Consider the following 15,994-nt stretch of genomic DNA (forward strand, 5'->3'; position numbering starts at 1 on the left):
TCGTAGCGGGAGGCGAATCATACAGCGTTACAACCTGCTGTCAACCACCTTTTTCACCGCTTCGATCAACTGACCGTAGCACTTCCAGAACCTTCCGAATCGCTTAACTCGTTGATTCTCAAGGAGTTTCGCGTTCCGTTGTCGCTGGAAGTGGGGCGCATTATAAGGGGATCTGAAACCCCGTCAACCCTTATTTTCAAAATAGGCGCATTAATACCGCTCCTTGCGAATCACGGGGCAAATTGCGCACTATATTGCTCAATCGCACGAACAACCACGGACCCCTTCTTTATAATGAACACGCAAACGCGCAGCCTGACCGCCACACTCTTCCCCATCGGGCTGCTGCTGATCGCCATGGCATCCATCCAGTCGGGGGCTTCGCTGGCCAAGAGCATGTTTCCGATAGTGGGCGCTCAAGGCACAACTACGTTGCGACTGATCTTTGCCAGCATCATCATGCTCTTGCTACTGCGCCCTTGGCGCGCCCGCCTGGATGCCAGCACATTGCGCAGCGTGATTATCTACGGCATGGCCTTGGGCGGCATGAACTTCCTCTTCTATATGTCACTGCGCAGCGTACCTCTGGGCATTGCCGTCGCCCTGGAATTTACCGGCCCATTGACCGTCGCGCTGTTGGCGTCTCGACGGGCGCTTGACTTCGTGTGGATCGCCTTGGCCGTGGCCGGGCTGCTGCTGTTGATTCCCGTGGGCCAAGCCGGAGGCGGCATCGATCCGGTAGGCGCACTCTATGCTCTGGGCGCGGGCGTTTGCTGGGCGCTTTACATTCTTTACGGGCAACGTGCCGGTGCCGAGAACGGTATCCAGACCGCAGCCCTGGGTGTGGTGATCGCGGCGTTGTTCGTGGCCCCGATCGGCATGCTGCATGCCGGCAGCGCCCTGCTGACTCCCGCATTGCTACCGGTGGCACTGGCAGTCGCGGTCCTCTCCACTGCACTGCCCTACAGCCTGGAAATGGTCGCCCTGACACGCATGCCCGCCCGCACCTTCGGTACATTAATGAGTATAGAACCGGCCTTCGGCGCCCTTTCTGGCCTGTTATTCCTCGGCGAGCAGCTAACCCTGTGGCAATGGCTAGCCATCCTCGCCATCATCACCGCGTCCGTGGGCGCAACACTGTCGATGAAGCGCGATGCAGTGCCGCCGATGGCGGCGGACTGACTTGAGAAATACTTTCATCTGCGCGCTTATGGTCTTGTACCCGCGCACAACGCTGCCTTAAGCTGTCACAAAATCATAATCAAGACGCTATCTACTTGGCTGCAAAGGGATGCAGGGGAAAATCAGGGAAGAGCCGAAGCGCTGACGACAGGTCCGATCAAGCAGTCGGGCCCATAAGGACAGGAATGAAACGTATTTTGCTCATCCTGGCCATCTTGGCCATAGCTGGATGTGCCGCGACAGCCAAGACCGAGGTCAAGCGCGGGAAAAAGGGCCTGCATATCAATTGCTCGGGGCTCTCTTCATCCTGGGACAAATGCTATGCCAAGGCTGACAGCGCCTGCAGCAAGGGCTATAAGGTCATTGCCCGCTCAGGCGACAGCGACGAAGAGCCAGGGGACTATATTTTCGGCATCAACCCGGCTGGCTACACCAGTCGTAGCATGATCGTGATCTGCAAGTAGAACGCACAAAGGGCAGCCAGCGGCTGCCATCATTCGTCCACCCGCCACTATCAGATCGCCGCAGTGCGCTGCTCCAGCCATTGCAGCGCGTCACCGGATAACAATGGCGAGAGCCGCTCACGCACGGTCCAGTGATACCGATTCAACCAAGCAGTATCCTCGCGCCCGAGCAGCTCAGGGAGCAAGCAACGGGTATCGATGGGGCACAGAGTCAGCGTCTCGAACTCAAGGAAATCCCCAAAGGCACTGCTACCTGCCTCCCGATTGACCACCAGGTTCTCGATCCGCACGCCCCACTCTCCAGGCCGATAGGTTCCCGGCTCGATGGAACTGATCATCCCCGGCTGCATTGCCGTCTGGGGCGTGGCTGCGGCCTGGAAAGCGATGACCTGCGGCCCCTCGTGCACGTTCATGAAGTACCCCACGCCGTGCCCGGTACCATGTCCGTAGTCAACTTGATCCGCCCAGATCGGCGCTCGGGCAATCGCATCGAGCAAGGGCGATAGGATACCCCGCGGAAAACGCGCCCGCGACAGCGCGATCATGCCTTTGAGCACTCGGGTGCAATCGGCCTTCTGGGCCTTCGAAGGTTCGCCGATCGGCACCATTCGCGTGATATCGGTGGTGCCACCCAGGTACTGACCGCCCGAATCGATCAACAAAAGGCCGTCGCCTTCGATGACCGCGTGGGACTGTTCGGTCGCACGATAATGCGGCATCGCGCCATTGGCATTAAAAGCAGCAATGGTCGAAAAACTCAGGGATACAAAGCCCGGCCGGCGCGCACGCGCAGCGCTCAGGCGCTCGTCGATCGTCAATTCGGTAATGCGCTCCTGCCCCTGATGCGCCTCGAACCAGGCAAAAAACTCGCAAAGCGCCGCGCCATCCTGCTCCATCACCTGACGGATGTGCAGCAAATCCTCCTCCCCCTTGCGCGACTTGCTCAACGTGGTGGGGTTGATGCCCTCCACCCATCGCACTCCTTCATCGACACCGTCCAACAACCCACACGTGACCCGCGCCGGATCCAGCAACAGGCTACGACCTGATTCGATGGCGGCCAGGGCCTTGCCAATCTCTTCGTAACGGCGCACCTCGATACCGTCAGCGGCCAACACTTGGCGCAGATGATCATCGACTTTATCGGCTCCGACGAACAACAACGCCGCATCCTGGCTGATCAAAGCAAAGGCGACAAACACCGGATTGTAGGAAACATCGCTACCGCGCAGGTTAAACAACCAGGCGATGTCATCGAGGGTCGCGATGAAGTGCCAGTCAGCGCCCTTCTCACGCAGGGTCTGGCGCAGTATGGCGAGCTTTTCCGCACGATTGACCGTGGCATGAGGGCTCAGATGCTGATACACCGGGTTGGCAGGCAACGAAGGACGATCCGTCCATACCTGACCGAGCAGATCGAGATGCGTCAGCAGCCGCACATCGCGCGCCTTCAAACGCTCGCCCAACTGGCGCGCGGCTGCCAAGGCCAGCACCGCACCATCCACCGCCACGACACCATGGGCTGGCGCCTGCTCGCCCAACCACTCCAACGCGCCCGGCTGACCTGGCCGCTGCTTCATCAGCTCGATGCCACTGCCCTGCAACTCCTGCTCGGCTTGTTCCCAGTAGCGGCTGTCGACCCAAAGCCCGGCGAACTGCGCAGTCACCACCAAGGTTCCAACCGAACCGTGGAAGCCAGACAACCACTGACGCCCCTGCCAGTAACCGGGCAAGTACTCGGAGAGATGCGGGTCGGCCGACGGCACCAGCAGGGCATCGACACCCTCCCGAGCCATCACCTCGCGCAAACGCGCCAGGCGCGCCGGCACACTTTCCAGAAGGGGGGACTGACTGTTCATGCGCACTCCTGCAGGCTCATCTCGACGGATCCAGGCCATCGATAATGAAACACCCGGCCAGCGCTCGCAATCACGCAGGCGACATACAAGCGGGGTTTGCTGCATCAACGTCACCTACTGCCAATCAATTCCAGTTAACGGGGGGCTGAACACTTCTTTGCCGTTATGACTGAGCCATGCGCCTGCAACTGGCCACAAGCCTGAAGCGGCAATGAGTGGAAGAAGTTGATCGATACACGGCTATGCCCGAGCGCCAGCGACCTCACAGTGCAAGCCACCATCGGCGCCCCGCACCCAATTGCGCAAGGCCTGGTACGCCGAAAAATTTACGCCCCGCGCCTGGTGCTGGCTCAGCAGCGCCAGGAACGGCTCATCGGCGAACAGCGCACAAGCGCTCGTCCACGCCCGGCGCGAACGCCACTGCAACGACTGGAGCACCCGGCAACCATCATCGCTGGCCTGAATGCTCACGCTCTCCAAGCCCTCGCAACGCCGCGCCAGTTGCTCGCTGCGCGCCGCCAGAGCGTTGGCCAACTCGGCCTGGCGGGCAGGTGGCACGTCGTACTCGATCATTTGGGTAAACCACAGGGAATGGGCATTCGCCGTCATGGTACGTCTCCTCGCTCGGGGCAGTTGCAGCCTAGTGCCGCGCAGGTTAAAACCTTGAGTTAACTCAAGGTCAAGGATTTTCTCACATGCAGCTCATACCCAGCGCCGAGCGCCTGCTCAGTGTCGGCCAACTGGCCGCACGCAGCGGCGTAGCGGTGACGGCACTGCACTTCTATGAAACCAAGGGGCTGATCCACAGTACCCGCAACAGCGGCAACCAACGCCGCTATCCACGCGCGGCACTGCGCCGCGTAGCGGTGATCAAGATGGCCCAACGCCTGGGCATTCCCTTGGCCGATATCGCCCAGGCACTGGCGGCCCTGCCCCGCGACCACACCCCCACTGCCGAGGACTGGCAGCGCCTGTCGCAGCACTGGCGTGAAGACCTGAACCAGCGTATCGAGGCACTGAGCATGCTGCGCGAACAACTCGATGGCTGCATCGGCTGCGGCTGCCTGTCGCTCAAGGAGTGCCCGCTGCGCAACCATCAGGATCACTTGGCCGAGGAAGGGCCTGGCCCCCACCCCGGCTGACACTCACACACCGCCAAGACGAAATGACTAGGCGTAGACCGGTAACCGTTCACCACGACCGCAATAGGAGACAAACATGAGCAAGCAGGCGCTAATCCTGATCGATATCCAGAATGACTACTTCCCAGGTGGCAAATGGGCCCTGCACGGTGCCGACGCCGCCGCTGACAATGCCGTGCGGCTGCTGGCCGCTGCCCGCGAGCGGGGCGATTTGGTGATCCACGTACGCCATGAGTTCGACAGCGCCGATGCGCCGTTCTTCGCCCCCGGTTCCCACGGCGCACAAATACATCCCAAGGTAACCCCCACCGACGGCGAAGCAGTGGTACTCAAGCATCAGGTCAACAGTTTTCGCGACACCAACCTCAAGCAACTGCTCGACCAACACGACGTCACCGCATTGACCCTTGCCGGCAGCATGAGCCACATGTGCATCGATGCCGCTGCCCGTGCTGCGGCTGATTTCGGCTACCAGGTAAGCGTGGCGCATGACGCCTGCGCCACCCTCGCACTGGATTTTGATAATAAACAGGTGGCGGCTGGCGACGTACACGCCTCGGCCATGGCCGCGCTGGCCTTTGCTTACGCCAGGGTGGCCAGCACCGACGAATTGCTCGACGACTGAAGGCTCAGATCACGACGTTGCGCACGAAGCGCACCGGCAGCACGCCATCGTTACGGTAGGCGTAGCGGCAATTGCTAGGGAACACATGGAATTGGCCGCTACATAGACGATGCTCGGTGTCCTCCACCAAGAGAGTCAACTGCCCTTCGGCGACGTAGATCTGTTCGCTCCAGCCGGCAGCATCCGCCTCACTGGCATAGTGCTCGCCAGGAGCCAGGGTCCATTCCCACAGCTCCACCTCGCGCCGTGCGATGCTGCTGCCCAGCAGTACCGCGCGGCTACCTGGGTGCTCGCCGGCCCAGGCCAGCTCGTCGATGCGACTCGGATCGCGCTGATCAGGCGCCTGGATCAGGGTGCTGAATGCAACGCCGAGGGCATCGGCAATCAGGTCGAGGGTGGTGAGGCTGACATTCTTTTCGCCCGCCTCGATCGCCACCAGCATCCTTCTGCTGACACCAGAGCGCTCAGCCAGGGCAGCCTGGCTCAGCCCGGCATCACCGCGCAGGCGACGGACATTCTGACTGACATGTTGCAGCACCGAGGCCCGGTGTAGGGAGTCTTTGTGCACTATATTGCTCACTTGCTAGGGTTGCGCAGTATACTGCACACTTTGCGACGAATTGTGCGCCGCCCCTGTCGAGTACGCAAGGCCATGAATTACACCGCCCCAGACAAGCCCGCCGTCACCTTCCGCCTGAGCAAGGCTGAACTGGTGCTGGTGTTCATCACCATGCTGTGGGGCGGCACGTTCCTCATCGTGCACAACGTCATGAGCGTCAGCGGCCCGATGTTCTTCGTCGGCCTGCGCTTCGCCGCCGCCGCACTGTTCGTCGGCCTGGTATCGGCGCGGGCGTTGCCGGGCTTGACCTTTACCGAACTCAAGGCAGGCCTGCTGATCGGCGTCACCATCATGCTCGGCTACGGCTTGCAGACGATGGGCCTGCAAACCATCAACAGCAGCCAGTCGGCGTTCATCACCGCACTCTACGTGCCGTTCGTACCGTTGCTACAGTGGCTAGTGCTGGGGCGTCGCCCGGGGTTGATGCCGAGCCTGGGTATCTGCCTGGCCTTCGTCGGCCTGATGCTGCTGGCAGGCCCCGAAGGTGGGACCTTGCACTTCAGCGAAGGTGAACTGGTGACCTTGGTCAGCGCCGTGGCCATCGCTGCCGAGATCATTCTGATCAGTCGCTACGCAGGCCACGTAGATGTCCGTCGGGTCACCGTGGTCCAACTGACCACCGCGTCGGCGCTGGCCTTCTTGATGATCGTGCCGACTCAGGAGCGCCTGCCCGAGTTTTCCTGGCTGCTTATGGGCAGCGCCATCGGCCTAGGTGCGATGAGCGCGGTGATCCAAGTGGCGATGAACTGGGCGCAGCAGTCCGTTTCGCCGACCCGCGCCACCTTGATCTACGCCGGCGAGCCGGTCTGGGCCGGAGTGGTCGGGCGCCTCGCCGGTGAGCGACTGCCCGGCGTGGCGCTGCTCGGCGGCGTACTGATCGTCATGGCGGTGGTGATCAGCGAACTGAAAGTGCGGCGCGCAAGCAAGGCCAGCACGCGTGTCGAGGGCGATGCCCCTGAGCGCGAAGCGGGTCGGTGAATCCCTCGGTTCCCGCTATGCTTTGTAAAAAGCTGTTATAAAAAAACACCTTGTCACAGCGCATTTGTAGGATTTCGCAACCGCTTGCGTGTTGGTGATCCCCCACCCGGCACGTATGATCCTTGACAAACTTTTCAGATCAGAACGCTATGTCATTGATTGTGCTATTGCTTCTTCCCTTCGTGGGCAGTTGCCTGGCGGCCGTCCTGCCGCACAACGCACGTAACGCCGAATCCATCCTGGCCGGGCTCGTCGCGCTGGTGGGTACCGTGCAGGTGGCGTTGCTGTACCCACAGGTCGCCCATGGTGGCGTCATCCGTGAAGAGTTCCTCTGGCTGCCGAGCCTGGGCATGAACCTGGTCCTGCGCATGGACGGCTTCGCCTGGCTGTTCAGCCTGCTGATCATGGGCATCGGCACATTGGTGTCGCTCTACGCGCGCTACTACATGTCGCCACAAGATCCAGTACCACGCTTCTTCGCCTTTTTCCTGGCATTCATGGGCGCCATGCTCGGGCTGGTGATCTCGGGCAACCTGATCCAACTGGTGTTCTTCTGGGAACTCACCAGCCTGTTCTCATTCTTGCTGATCGGTTACTGGCATCACCGTGCCGACGCGCGCCGCGGCGCCTACATGGCATTGATGGTCACCGGCGCGGGTGGACTGTGCCTGCTGGTCGGCGCACTGCTGCTCGGCCATGTAGTCGGAAGCTATGACCTGGACAAGGTGCTGGCCGCCGGCGACCTGATTCGCCAGCACGCCCTGTACCCGGTCTTGCTGCCTCTGATCCTGGTCGGTGCACTGAGCAAGAGCGCGCAGTTCCCGTTCCAGTTCTGGCTGCCCCACGCCATGGCCGCGCCGACCCCGGTTTCGGCTTACCTGCACTCGGCAACCATGGTCAAAGCCGGGGTGTTCCTGCTCGCACGCCTATGGCCGGTGCTGTCGGGGAGCGAGGAGTGGTTCTGGATCGTCGGTGGCGCCGGTGCCGCCACGTTGTTGCTGGGCGCCTTCGCGGCGATGTTCCAGAACGACCTCAAGGGCCTGCTGGCCTACTCGACCATCAGCCACCTGGGCCTGATTACCCTGCTGCTGGGCCTCAATAGCCCACTGGCCGCAGTCGCGGCGGTATTCCACATTCTCAACCACGCCACGTTCAAGGCCTCGCTGTTCATGGCCGCGGGCATCATCGACCACGAGAGCGGTACCCGTGACATCCGCCGTCTCAGCGGCCTGTTCCGACTGGTGCCGTTCACCGCCACCCTGGCCATGGTGGCCAGCGCCTCGATGGCCGGGGTGCCATTGATGAACGGTTTCCTCTCCAAGGAGATGTTCTTCGCCGAAACCGTGTTCATCAGCTCCACCGCCTGGGTCGAAGCCGCACTGCCAGTCATTGCCACCCTGGCCGGCACCTTCAGCGTCGCGTACGCGCTGCGCTTCACGGTCGATGTGTTCTTCGGGCCCACCGCTCAAGACTTGCCTCACATCCCCCACGAGCCGCCGCGCTGGATGCGTGCTCCGGTTGAACTGCTGGTTCTCACCTGCCTGGTGGTCGGTATCTTCCCCGCGCAATCGGTAGGCCCTCTACTAGCCGCCGCCGCATTACCAGTGGTCGGTGACACCCTACCTGAATACAGCCTGGCCATCTGGCATGGCTGGAACGCACCGCTGATCATGAGCTTGATCGCCATGAGCGGTGGCATTGCGCTCTACCTGGTGTTGCGCAAGCAGTTCCAGCGCGGTCGCTTCGCCTACCCGCCACTGATCGAGCGTTTCAACGGCAAGCGCCTGTTCGAACACGGCCTGGTACGCCTGATGCTGCTCGCGCGGCACATCGAGCAGGTGTTGACCACTCGCCGCCTGCAAAAGCAACTGTTCATGCTGGTGCTGGCGGCCTTCATCGCCGGCCTCACCCCGTTGCTGTACACCGGCCTGAGCTGGGGCGAGCGACCTAAGATCCCGGGTTCCGGGGTGTTCGTCGCGCTCTGGCTGATCGCCATTGCCTGTGCCATCGGCGCGGCCTACCAGGCCAAGTACCACCGTCTCGCGGCGCTGATCATGGTCAGCGTGTGCGGCCTGATGACCTGCATCACCTTCGTCTGGTTCTCGGCCCCTGACCTGGCCCTCACGCAACTGGCCGTGGAGGTGGTGACCACCGTCTTGCTGCTGCTCGGGCTACGCTGGCTGCCCCGGCGTATCGAAGGCGTCTCGCCACTGCCAGGCAGCCAGGACCGCGCCCGCCTGCGCCGCTTGCGTGACTTGGTGCTGGCGGTACTGGTCGGCGGCGGCATGGCGTTGCTGTCATATGCGATGCTGACCCGACAGACCCCCAACGACATCTCCTCGTTCTACCTCAGCCGCGCCCTGCCCCAAGGCGGTGGCACCAACGTGGTCAACGTCATGCTGGTGGACTTCCGTGGCTTCGACACCCTGGGCGAAGTCACGGTGCTGGTGGCCGTAGCGCTGACCGTGTTCGCCCTGCTACGCCGCTTCCGCCCACCGAAGGAGAGCATGCAGTTACCGGCCCAGCAACGCCAGTTGGCGCCAGACGTGGTCACCGACCTGGTCAACCCGCGTCATGCCACCGACACCGCGTTGGGCTTCATGATGGTTCCGGCCGCGCTGGTACGCCTGCTGCTGCCGATCGCCCTACTGGTTTCGATGTACCTGTTCATGCGTGGCCACAACCAACCCGGCGGCGGCTTCGTCGCAGGCCTGGTGATGTCGGTGGCGTTCATCCTCCAGTACATGGTTGCGGGCACCCAATGGGTCGAGGCACAGATGAGCCTGCGCCCGCTGCGCTGGATGGGTACCGGCTTGCTCTGCGCAACGCTCACCGGCGCCGGTGCGATGCTGCTCGGCTACCCGTTCCTGACCACCCACACCGCCCATTTGCAACTACCGCTGCTCGGTGACGTGCACGTCGCCAGCGCACTGTTCTTCGACATCGGCGTGTTCAGCGTGGTGGTCGGCTCGACCCTGCTCATCCTCACCGCACTGGCTCACCAGTCGGTACGTGCCTATCGGCCCGGTAACCCCGCCAAGTCCAGCCAAGCAGGAGCCGCCTGATGGAAGAAGTCATCGCAGTCGCCATCGGTGTACTCGCCGCCTCCGGGGTCTGGTTGATCCTGCGCCCACGCACCTACCAGGTGATCATGGGTCTGTGCCTGCTGTCGTACGGGGTCAACCTGTTCATCTTCAGCATGGGCAGCCTGTTCATCGGCAAGGAACCGATCATCAAGGAAGGCGTCACCCAGGATCTTCTGCATTACACCGACCCACTGCCCCAGGCCCTGGTGCTCACCGCCATTGTCATCAGTTTTGCGATGACCGCGTTGTTCCTGGTCGTGCTGCTGGCCTCGCGCGGCCTCACGGGCACCGACCATGTCGATGGCCGGGAGCGTGAGGAATGAGTGGCCTGAACCAACTGATCATCGCACCAATTCTGCTGCCGCTGCTCACCGCTGCCTTGATGCTGCTGATCGGCGAAAAGCACCGCTGGATGAAGGCCCGCCTGAATTTGCTGTCCACGTTCGCCGGCCTGGCGATTGCCGTATCGCTGCTGATCTGGGTGCGCAACCAGGGCCAGGCCGAGTCGATTGGGGTCTACCTGCCCGGCAACTGGGCTGCACCCTTTGGCATCGTGCTAGTGGTCGACCACCTCTCGGCGCTGCTGCTGGTGCTGACCGGCATTGTCGGCAGTTGTGCCCTGCTGTTCGCCCGCGCCCGCTGGGATGGCGCCGGCGCCAGTTTCCATGCACTGTTCCAGATCCAGTTGATGGGCCTGTACGGCGCCTTTCTCACCGCCGACTTGTTCAACCTGTTCGTGTTCTTCGAAGTGCTGCTGGCGGCCTCCTACGGTTTGCTACTGCACGGCTCGGGCCGCGCGCGGGTCAAGGCCGGTCTGCACTACATCGCTGTCAATCTGTTTGCCTCATCGTTATTCCTAGTGGGCGCGGCAATGCTCTATGGGGTGACCGGCACCCTCAACATGGCCGACCTCGCCTTGAAGATCCCGCTGGTGCCGGAAGCCGACCGTGGCCTGCTGCACGCCGGTGCAGCGATCCTGGCCATGGCATTCCTGGCCAAGGCCGGTATCTGGCCGCTGAACTTCTGGCTGGTACCGGCATACTCCTCGGCCAGTGCGCCGGTGGCGGCCCTATTCGCGATCATGACCAAGGTTGGGCTGTACGCCGTGCTGCGTCTGTGGAGCCTGCTGTTCTCCGGGCAAGCAGGTGCGTCGGCGCACTTTGGTGGCGACTGGCTGGTGTACGGCGGCTTGGCGACACTGGCCATCGCAGCGGTATCGATCCTCGCGGCCCAACGCCTGGAGCGTCTGGCCGCGCTGAGCATCCTGGTGTCGGCCGGCACCCTGCTGGCGGCGGTGGGCTTCGGCCAGCCGCTGCTAACAGGCGCGGCACTGTTCTACCTGGCAAGCTCGACCCTGGCGCTGTGCGCGCTATTCCTGCTGGCCGAGCTGGTGGAACGTTCGCGCTCAGCCAACGAAGCACCGCTGGAGGACGAAGAAGGCGCGATGCCGTCACCGCTCGAATCGCTGCACCCGCCCAAAGGCATCAACCTGGACGACGAGCAGAAAGCCGTGATCGGCCAGATCATTCCCTGGACCATGGCGTTTCTCGGCTTGAGCTTCATCGCCTGCGCACTGCTGATCATCGGCATGCCGCCGCTGTCGGGTTTCATCGGCAAGCTCAACCTGATCAGTGCACTGTTCAACCCGCAGGGCCTGGGCATGGCCCCGACGCAATCGCTCGGCGCCGCAGGCTGGGTCCTGGTGACCCTGCTGCTGTTGTCAGGCATGGCAGCGCTGATCGCTTTTGGCCGGGTCGGCATCCAGCGCTTCTGGAAGCCCGAAGAACGCCCCTCGCCCCTGCTGCGCCGCTATGAGTGCCTTCCCATCGTCATTCTGCTGAGCCTGTGCGTCTTCCTCAGCCTCAAAGCCGAACCACTGCTGCGCTATACCCAGGACACCGCAGCCGGCCTGCAGGCACCGGACGCCTATATCAACGCTGTCATGGCCACCCGCCCCCTGCCCGGCCCGACCACCGCCAATGCCGAGGTCCAGCCATGAATCGCCTGTTTCCGGCTCCGCTGCTGTCGCTTTCGCTGTTCGCGCTGTGGCTGCTGCTCAATCTCTCGGTGAGCCCCGGTAACCTGCTGCTGGGCACTGCCCTGGGCGTTCTGGCGCCGGTCCTGATGGCGCCGCTGCGTCCGCAGCATGCCCACGTACGCCGCCCATGGGTCATCGCCAAGCTAATTGGCCGGGTGGGCCTGGACGTGATCGTGTCGAACCTGCAGGTAGCGCGCGGCGTGCTGCGTGCCCACCGCCACCCACCACGCTCGGCCTTCGTCCACATCCCACTGCAACTGCGCGACGCCCACGGCTTGGCCGCACTGTCGATGATTACCACAGTGGTGCCGGGTACTGTCTGGTCGGAGCTGGCACTGGACCGCAGCGTCCTGCTCCTGCACGTGTTCGACCTGCAAGACGAAGCCGCTTTCATCGAGCACTTCAAGCACACCTACGAACGCCCGCTGATGGAGATATTCGAATGAGCGGCCTGTTGACCAACGCCGTCCTCGCCAGCCTGTTCATCTTCGCCCTGGCGATGGGGCTGGCCCTGATCCGGCTATTCCGCGGCCCGTCGGCCCAGGACCGGGTACTGGCACTGGACTATCTGTATATCCTGGGCATGTTGATGATGCTGGTGCTAGGGATCCGCTACGCCAGTGACACCTACTTCGAAGGGGCGTTGCTGATCGCCCTGTTCGGCTTCGTCGGCTCGTTCGCCCTGGCCAAGTTCCTGCTGCGTGGCGAGGTGATCGAATGAACGAATCCGTGCAACTGCCGTTCTGGCTGGAGCTGTCTGTAGCCGCCTTGCTGCTGTTCGGCAGCCTGTTCGCGCTGATCGGCGCCATCGGTCTGGTGCGGCTGAAGGACTACTTCCAGCGCATGCATCCACCGGCACTGGCCTCGACCATCGGTGCGTGGTGCGTCGCGCTGGCGTCGATCCTGTACTTCTCGGCCCTCAAGCAAAGCCCCGTGCTGCACGCCTGGCTGATCCCGATCCTGCTGTCGATCACCGTCCCGGTGACCACGCTGCTACTCGCACGGGCAGCGCTGTTTCGCAAGCGCACCAGTGGCGAAGACGTACCCGATGAGGTCAGCAGCGGTCGCGACCGCGGCAACTGATGCTCAGCCCTGGTTCAACTGCTCCAGTTCACGGCGCACCATCGCCGCGAACGGCGCAGGGCTGAGCGCATAGAGCTGCCCAGCCACCCAGGTCAACCACCCGCCCTGCAGCGCTTCACGGCGCGACAACAAGTACTGGGCCAACTCGCGGGCCGCGGCCTGATGCTCGCGGTGAAATGCGGCCCGCGAATGCGCCAGCGAAGGCGCACTCATTCGCTGGCCTTGAACGTAGTCAGCTCACCCTTGCGCCATTTCGCGACCTTGCCCGTGACGGCCTTGAGCAGTTTGCCCAGACCTTCCGGCACTTGCTGCTGCGCTGCGAACACCAGCATCACACCCTGCCCTTCGCGGAACACGATGCCGTCACCTTCCGCGACAGATACAAACGCGTAGTCGCCCTGGCCGTAGACATTGAACTTGATATCGCGAAAACGCAGCTCCAGTTTCCCACCTTCGCGGCTGGGCAACACGGCGGCGCGGAAGTGGTCGCCCACTTTCAGCTCCAGACGTTGCTTATCATCGACCACCATCGCCTCATCGGTGTCGATTTCGGCCATGTAAAGGCCGTCGGGATTCTGCTCGGTGACGTAGACGAAACGCCCCTGGAACAACTTGACCAACTTGGCGCGCAGGTCGCCCAAGGCGAACAGGGCATGTGTGTCGAGAGTACTGACTGCCAATGAAAAGCTCCTCACATCAATTGCAACCGGCCACCGTCCTGCGCCTGATCGCGCAAGGTGGTCGTCACTTCAATTCAAAGCCGGGTAGGCCCCGGGACCTGCCGACGGAGCATCCATGCGATACGACCCAGGGGACAACCCGGAAGTACTTCTCCCGTCCATCTCCCCAGTGCACGCGGTACGCTTCGACAGGATTCGGTAACAAGGATACGTAATGCCTGACGGCCAAACGCCAGGAAAAAAGCGGCAGACAACCTCAGCTCCGTCGACAGAACGGGGCCGCGATCTTCAGATACGCATTACAGGGAGATGAATATGCACGAAAACACCGAAACCCGTCGAGAGGCGCGGAGCATTTCCTGCGCTCGCGCGCCTCGTTTTACCGTTGTCCCCGCCGGAGTCGCCTTCTATCACATCACCGACCGCATCACCGGCCGGGTCAAAGGTTTTCGCAGACATCACGTCGATGCCTGCGCATTGGCCCGCCAATTGGAGCGCTGATCGCGCCCTTCAGTCCAATCCAGGCTCGGGGCGATAGCCCAGACGCAGGCCGCCCCAGTGCTGGCCCTGGACGAAGATCGGCACCGACAGATCGTGCATCAGTTCCCCAGTATCGCGAGTGTAGGTCTGCAACAACACCCGCTGCTGATGGCTACCACAGCGAATGCCGGTACGGTCGTCGAAACAGCGCTTGCTGCGATTGTAGGCCGTGTCGTGCTGCAGCTCCCCGGTCAGCGGTTGGTTGAACGCATTGTTGTGGGTCGGCACATAACCCTGCGGCGTGCAGGCAATGGCATACACCAGCCCCTCATGCTGCTGCAGCAACGGCTCCTGAATGTCCGGTAACACCCCATCGGTATAGCGATCGAAACGCGTCGTGAAGCGCGGCGGCTGCATCTGGGGAATGGGGCGGTACTGACGATCGAACAGATCCGCCAAACTCACGACGCCCTGCTCGATGTCAGCTTCGAAGCGTTCGCCGATCTGCCGGGCACCGGCCTGGGCCAGCTCGAACACACGCTGGTGATAGGCATCCAGGCCAACCTCGGCCAAGCGTTCGCTGAGGCGCTCCACCTGTCCTTCCATTTGCACGGCAGCCTTGGCCAGCCGCTGGGTCTGCTGTTCGCTCACCGCCAGGTCGCCGCGCACCTGAGCCACCGCCTGAAACAACGTATCGAGTTGGTCACGATTGGTTTCGGTGCCGCCGGCAATCTCGCTGACCTGACACTCGACCGAGGCGACCAGCTCGGCGATCTGCGTCAGCTGGCCGCCCGTATGCTCTACCTGCTCGACACCACTGCCCAGGTCGTCCGCCAGTTCACGGATCTGCGCCACGACCTGCGCGGTGCGCGTCTGAATATCCGCGACCATCTGCCCCACCTCTTCGGTAGCGCTGGCAGTGCGCCCAGCCAAGCCCCTCACCTCGTCAGCGACGACGGCAAAACCCCGGCCATGCTCGCCCGCACGCGCGGCCTCGATGGCCGCGTTAAGGGCCAGCAGGTTGGTCTGACTGGCGATCGCCTGGATCACCAAGGTGACCCGGGCGATATCCTCACTGCGCTGGTGCAGGGCCTCGATCAGCTCTCGGCTGGCCGTGGCACGCTGGCTAAGTTGGTGCATGCGCTGGATCGACTCGCCCAGCACTGCGCTTCCGGTCAGGCTGCTGCCGTGGGCCGAACGCGCTGCGACCAGCGCCTGCTGGCTGAGTTGAGCACTGGCTTTCTCGGTGGTGATCATGGCCTCGGCGCTGCCGACGATCTCCTGGGCCGCCCCCAACTGCGACTGCACCCGGGCGGCCAATTGCTGAGCAGCGTGCGCCACGGCGGCGGCCGACAGGGCATTGTGGCTGGTACCCCGAGCCAACTGGCGGATCAGGTCGTCGTGTCCGGCAACCTCGACCTGCGCCGCAGACGCAGGCGTCTTTCGCCACCGGGGCAACCACAGCACGATCAACGCCAGGGGGACAGCCAGGTACAGTGCCTGCTCGACGAGCGCCGTCAGGCAGAGCAGCGCGCACAGTGCCAGGCCCTGCAGCAGGGCAACGCCACGCGCCGGCTGGGCGAATTCGACAGGCGGCAGAGTTCCTTCTCGCATCATCGTGATCATCCATCTGTGTGTCGTTATTGTGACGCCATTAAACGCCACTATAAAGCCACTATCCATAGCTGACTGGATGGACGACGCCGTCGCTTGATGCAAGGCAATAAAGCACGAAGGCCCCAGGGATCGCTCCATGGG

The 15,994-nt window shown here is 62.7% G+C and carries 18 protein-coding genes; 12 read left to right on the top strand and 6 right to left on the bottom strand.

Features of this window, described 5'->3' with window-relative positions:
• The first annotated feature begins 294 nt into the window (after positions 1-294).
• Positions 295-1,182: a threonine/homoserine exporter RhtA gene (gene rhtA, locus ACNFIC_RS17910; protein ID WP_416781541.1), complete on the top strand. Its 888-nt coding sequence runs from the start codon at positions 295-297 to the stop codon at positions 1,180-1,182.
• A gap of 185 nt (positions 1,183-1,367) precedes the next feature.
• Complete coding sequence (locus tag ACNFIC_RS17915) at positions 1,368-1,646, top strand: hypothetical protein (RefSeq protein WP_138220051.1); 279 nt, start codon at positions 1,368-1,370, stop codon at positions 1,644-1,646.
• 50 nt (positions 1,647-1,696) lie between these two features.
• On the opposite strand, the gene ACNFIC_RS17920 is transcribed toward ACNFIC_RS17915, so the two are convergent.
• Positions 1,697-3,505, bottom strand: coding sequence for an aminopeptidase P family protein (locus tag ACNFIC_RS17920; RefSeq protein WP_138220052.1), 1,809 nt, complete (start codon positions 3,503-3,505; stop codon positions 1,697-1,699).
• A 240-nt stretch (positions 3,506-3,745) separates the two neighbouring features.
• Entirely contained in the window at positions 3,746-4,114 is a 369-nt protein-coding gene (locus tag ACNFIC_RS17925; RefSeq protein WP_416781542.1) for an antibiotic biosynthesis monooxygenase, read from the bottom strand.
• Between the two features lie 86 nt (positions 4,115-4,200).
• On the opposite strand from ACNFIC_RS17925, the gene soxR reads away from it, so the two are divergent.
• Positions 4,201-4,647, top strand: coding sequence for a redox-sensitive transcriptional activator SoxR (soxR, locus tag ACNFIC_RS17930; protein WP_138220054.1), 447 nt, complete (start codon positions 4,201-4,203; stop codon positions 4,645-4,647).
• A 76-nt stretch (positions 4,648-4,723) separates the two neighbouring features.
• Entirely contained in the window at positions 4,724-5,272 is a 549-nt protein-coding gene (locus ACNFIC_RS17935) for a cysteine hydrolase family protein (RefSeq protein WP_138220055.1), read from the top strand.
• Between the two features lie 4 nt (positions 5,273-5,276).
• Here the strand turns inward: ACNFIC_RS17935 and ACNFIC_RS17940 are convergent, their stop codons facing one another.
• On the bottom strand, positions 5,277-5,840 hold the full coding sequence (locus ACNFIC_RS17940; RefSeq protein WP_138220056.1) for a helix-turn-helix domain-containing protein: 564 nt from the start codon (positions 5,838-5,840) through the stop codon (positions 5,277-5,279).
• Between the two features lie 84 nt (positions 5,841-5,924).
• Here ACNFIC_RS17940 and ACNFIC_RS17945 point away from each other — a divergent pair, with 84 nt between their 5' ends.
• The 7 genes from ACNFIC_RS17945 to ACNFIC_RS17975 all read left to right on the top strand — a co-directional run bounded on the left by ACNFIC_RS17945 (position 5,925) and on the right by ACNFIC_RS17975 (position 13,076).
• Positions 5,925-6,869, top strand: a complete 945-nt coding sequence (locus ACNFIC_RS17945; protein WP_416781543.1) for a DMT family transporter — start codon at positions 5,925-5,927, stop codon at positions 6,867-6,869.
• A 149-nt stretch (positions 6,870-7,018) separates the two neighbouring features.
• Positions 7,019-9,934 carry a monovalent cation/H+ antiporter subunit A gene (locus tag ACNFIC_RS17950; RefSeq protein ID WP_416781544.1) on the top strand — a complete coding sequence of 972 codons (2,916 nt, stop codon included), beginning with the start codon at positions 7,019-7,021 and terminating at the stop codon, positions 9,932-9,934.
• Positions 9,934-10,278 carry a Na+/H+ antiporter subunit C gene (locus ACNFIC_RS17955; protein WP_043213881.1) on the top strand — a complete coding sequence of 115 codons (345 nt, stop codon included), beginning with the start codon at positions 9,934-9,936 and terminating at the stop codon, positions 10,276-10,278. The genes ACNFIC_RS17950 and ACNFIC_RS17955 overlap by 1 nt, the downstream gene beginning before the upstream one ends.
• The gene (locus tag ACNFIC_RS17960) at positions 10,275-11,954 is read left to right on the top strand and encodes a monovalent cation/H+ antiporter subunit D (RefSeq protein ID WP_138220059.1); all 1,680 of its coding nucleotides are present in this window, start codon (positions 10,275-10,277) and stop codon (positions 11,952-11,954) included. The genes ACNFIC_RS17955 and ACNFIC_RS17960 overlap by 4 nt, the downstream gene beginning before the upstream one ends.
• On the top strand, positions 11,951-12,439 hold the full coding sequence (locus ACNFIC_RS17965; protein ID WP_416781545.1) for a Na+/H+ antiporter subunit E: 489 nt from the start codon (positions 11,951-11,953) through the stop codon (positions 12,437-12,439). Before ACNFIC_RS17960 ends, ACNFIC_RS17965 begins: the two co-directional genes overlap by 4 nt.
• Positions 12,436-12,714 carry a K+/H+ antiporter subunit F gene (locus ACNFIC_RS17970; RefSeq protein ID WP_138220061.1) on the top strand — a complete coding sequence of 93 codons (279 nt, stop codon included), beginning with the start codon at positions 12,436-12,438 and terminating at the stop codon, positions 12,712-12,714. Before ACNFIC_RS17965 ends, ACNFIC_RS17970 begins: the two co-directional genes overlap by 4 nt.
• Positions 12,711-13,076 (top strand): Na+/H+ antiporter subunit G, encoded by a 366-nt coding sequence (locus tag ACNFIC_RS17975; RefSeq protein WP_138220062.1) that lies wholly within the window; start codon positions 12,711-12,713, stop codon positions 13,074-13,076. The genes ACNFIC_RS17970 and ACNFIC_RS17975 overlap by 4 nt, the downstream gene beginning before the upstream one ends.
• A 3-nt stretch (positions 13,077-13,079) precedes the next feature.
• On the opposite strand, the gene ACNFIC_RS17980 is transcribed toward ACNFIC_RS17975, so the two are convergent.
• Entirely contained in the window at positions 13,080-13,289 is a 210-nt protein-coding gene (locus tag ACNFIC_RS17980; protein ID WP_138220063.1) for a hypothetical protein, read from the bottom strand.
• Positions 13,286-13,756 carry a hypothetical protein gene (locus tag ACNFIC_RS17985; RefSeq protein ID WP_138220064.1) on the bottom strand — a complete coding sequence of 157 codons (471 nt, stop codon included), beginning with the start codon at positions 13,754-13,756 and terminating at the stop codon, positions 13,286-13,288. The genes ACNFIC_RS17980 and ACNFIC_RS17985 overlap by 4 nt, the downstream gene beginning before the upstream one ends.
• A 315-nt stretch (positions 13,757-14,071) precedes the next feature.
• On the opposite strand from ACNFIC_RS17985, the gene ACNFIC_RS17990 reads away from it, so the two are divergent.
• Positions 14,072-14,257 carry a hypothetical protein gene (locus tag ACNFIC_RS17990; protein ID WP_138220065.1) on the top strand — a complete coding sequence of 62 codons (186 nt, stop codon included), beginning with the start codon at positions 14,072-14,074 and terminating at the stop codon, positions 14,255-14,257.
• A 9-nt stretch (positions 14,258-14,266) separates the two neighbouring features.
• Here the strand turns inward: ACNFIC_RS17990 and ACNFIC_RS17995 are convergent, their stop codons facing one another.
• A complete protein-coding gene (locus ACNFIC_RS17995; RefSeq protein WP_416781680.1) occupies positions 14,267-15,850 on the bottom strand; it encodes a methyl-accepting chemotaxis protein in 1,584 nt (527 codons plus the stop codon).
• Positions 15,851-15,994: the final 144 nt, after the last annotated feature.

The sequence above is a fragment of the Pseudomonas sp. NY15463 genome (genome assembly GCF_048068415.1).
Classification (GTDB): Bacteria; Pseudomonadota; Gammaproteobacteria; order Pseudomonadales; family Pseudomonadaceae; genus Aquipseudomonas; species Aquipseudomonas mosselii_C.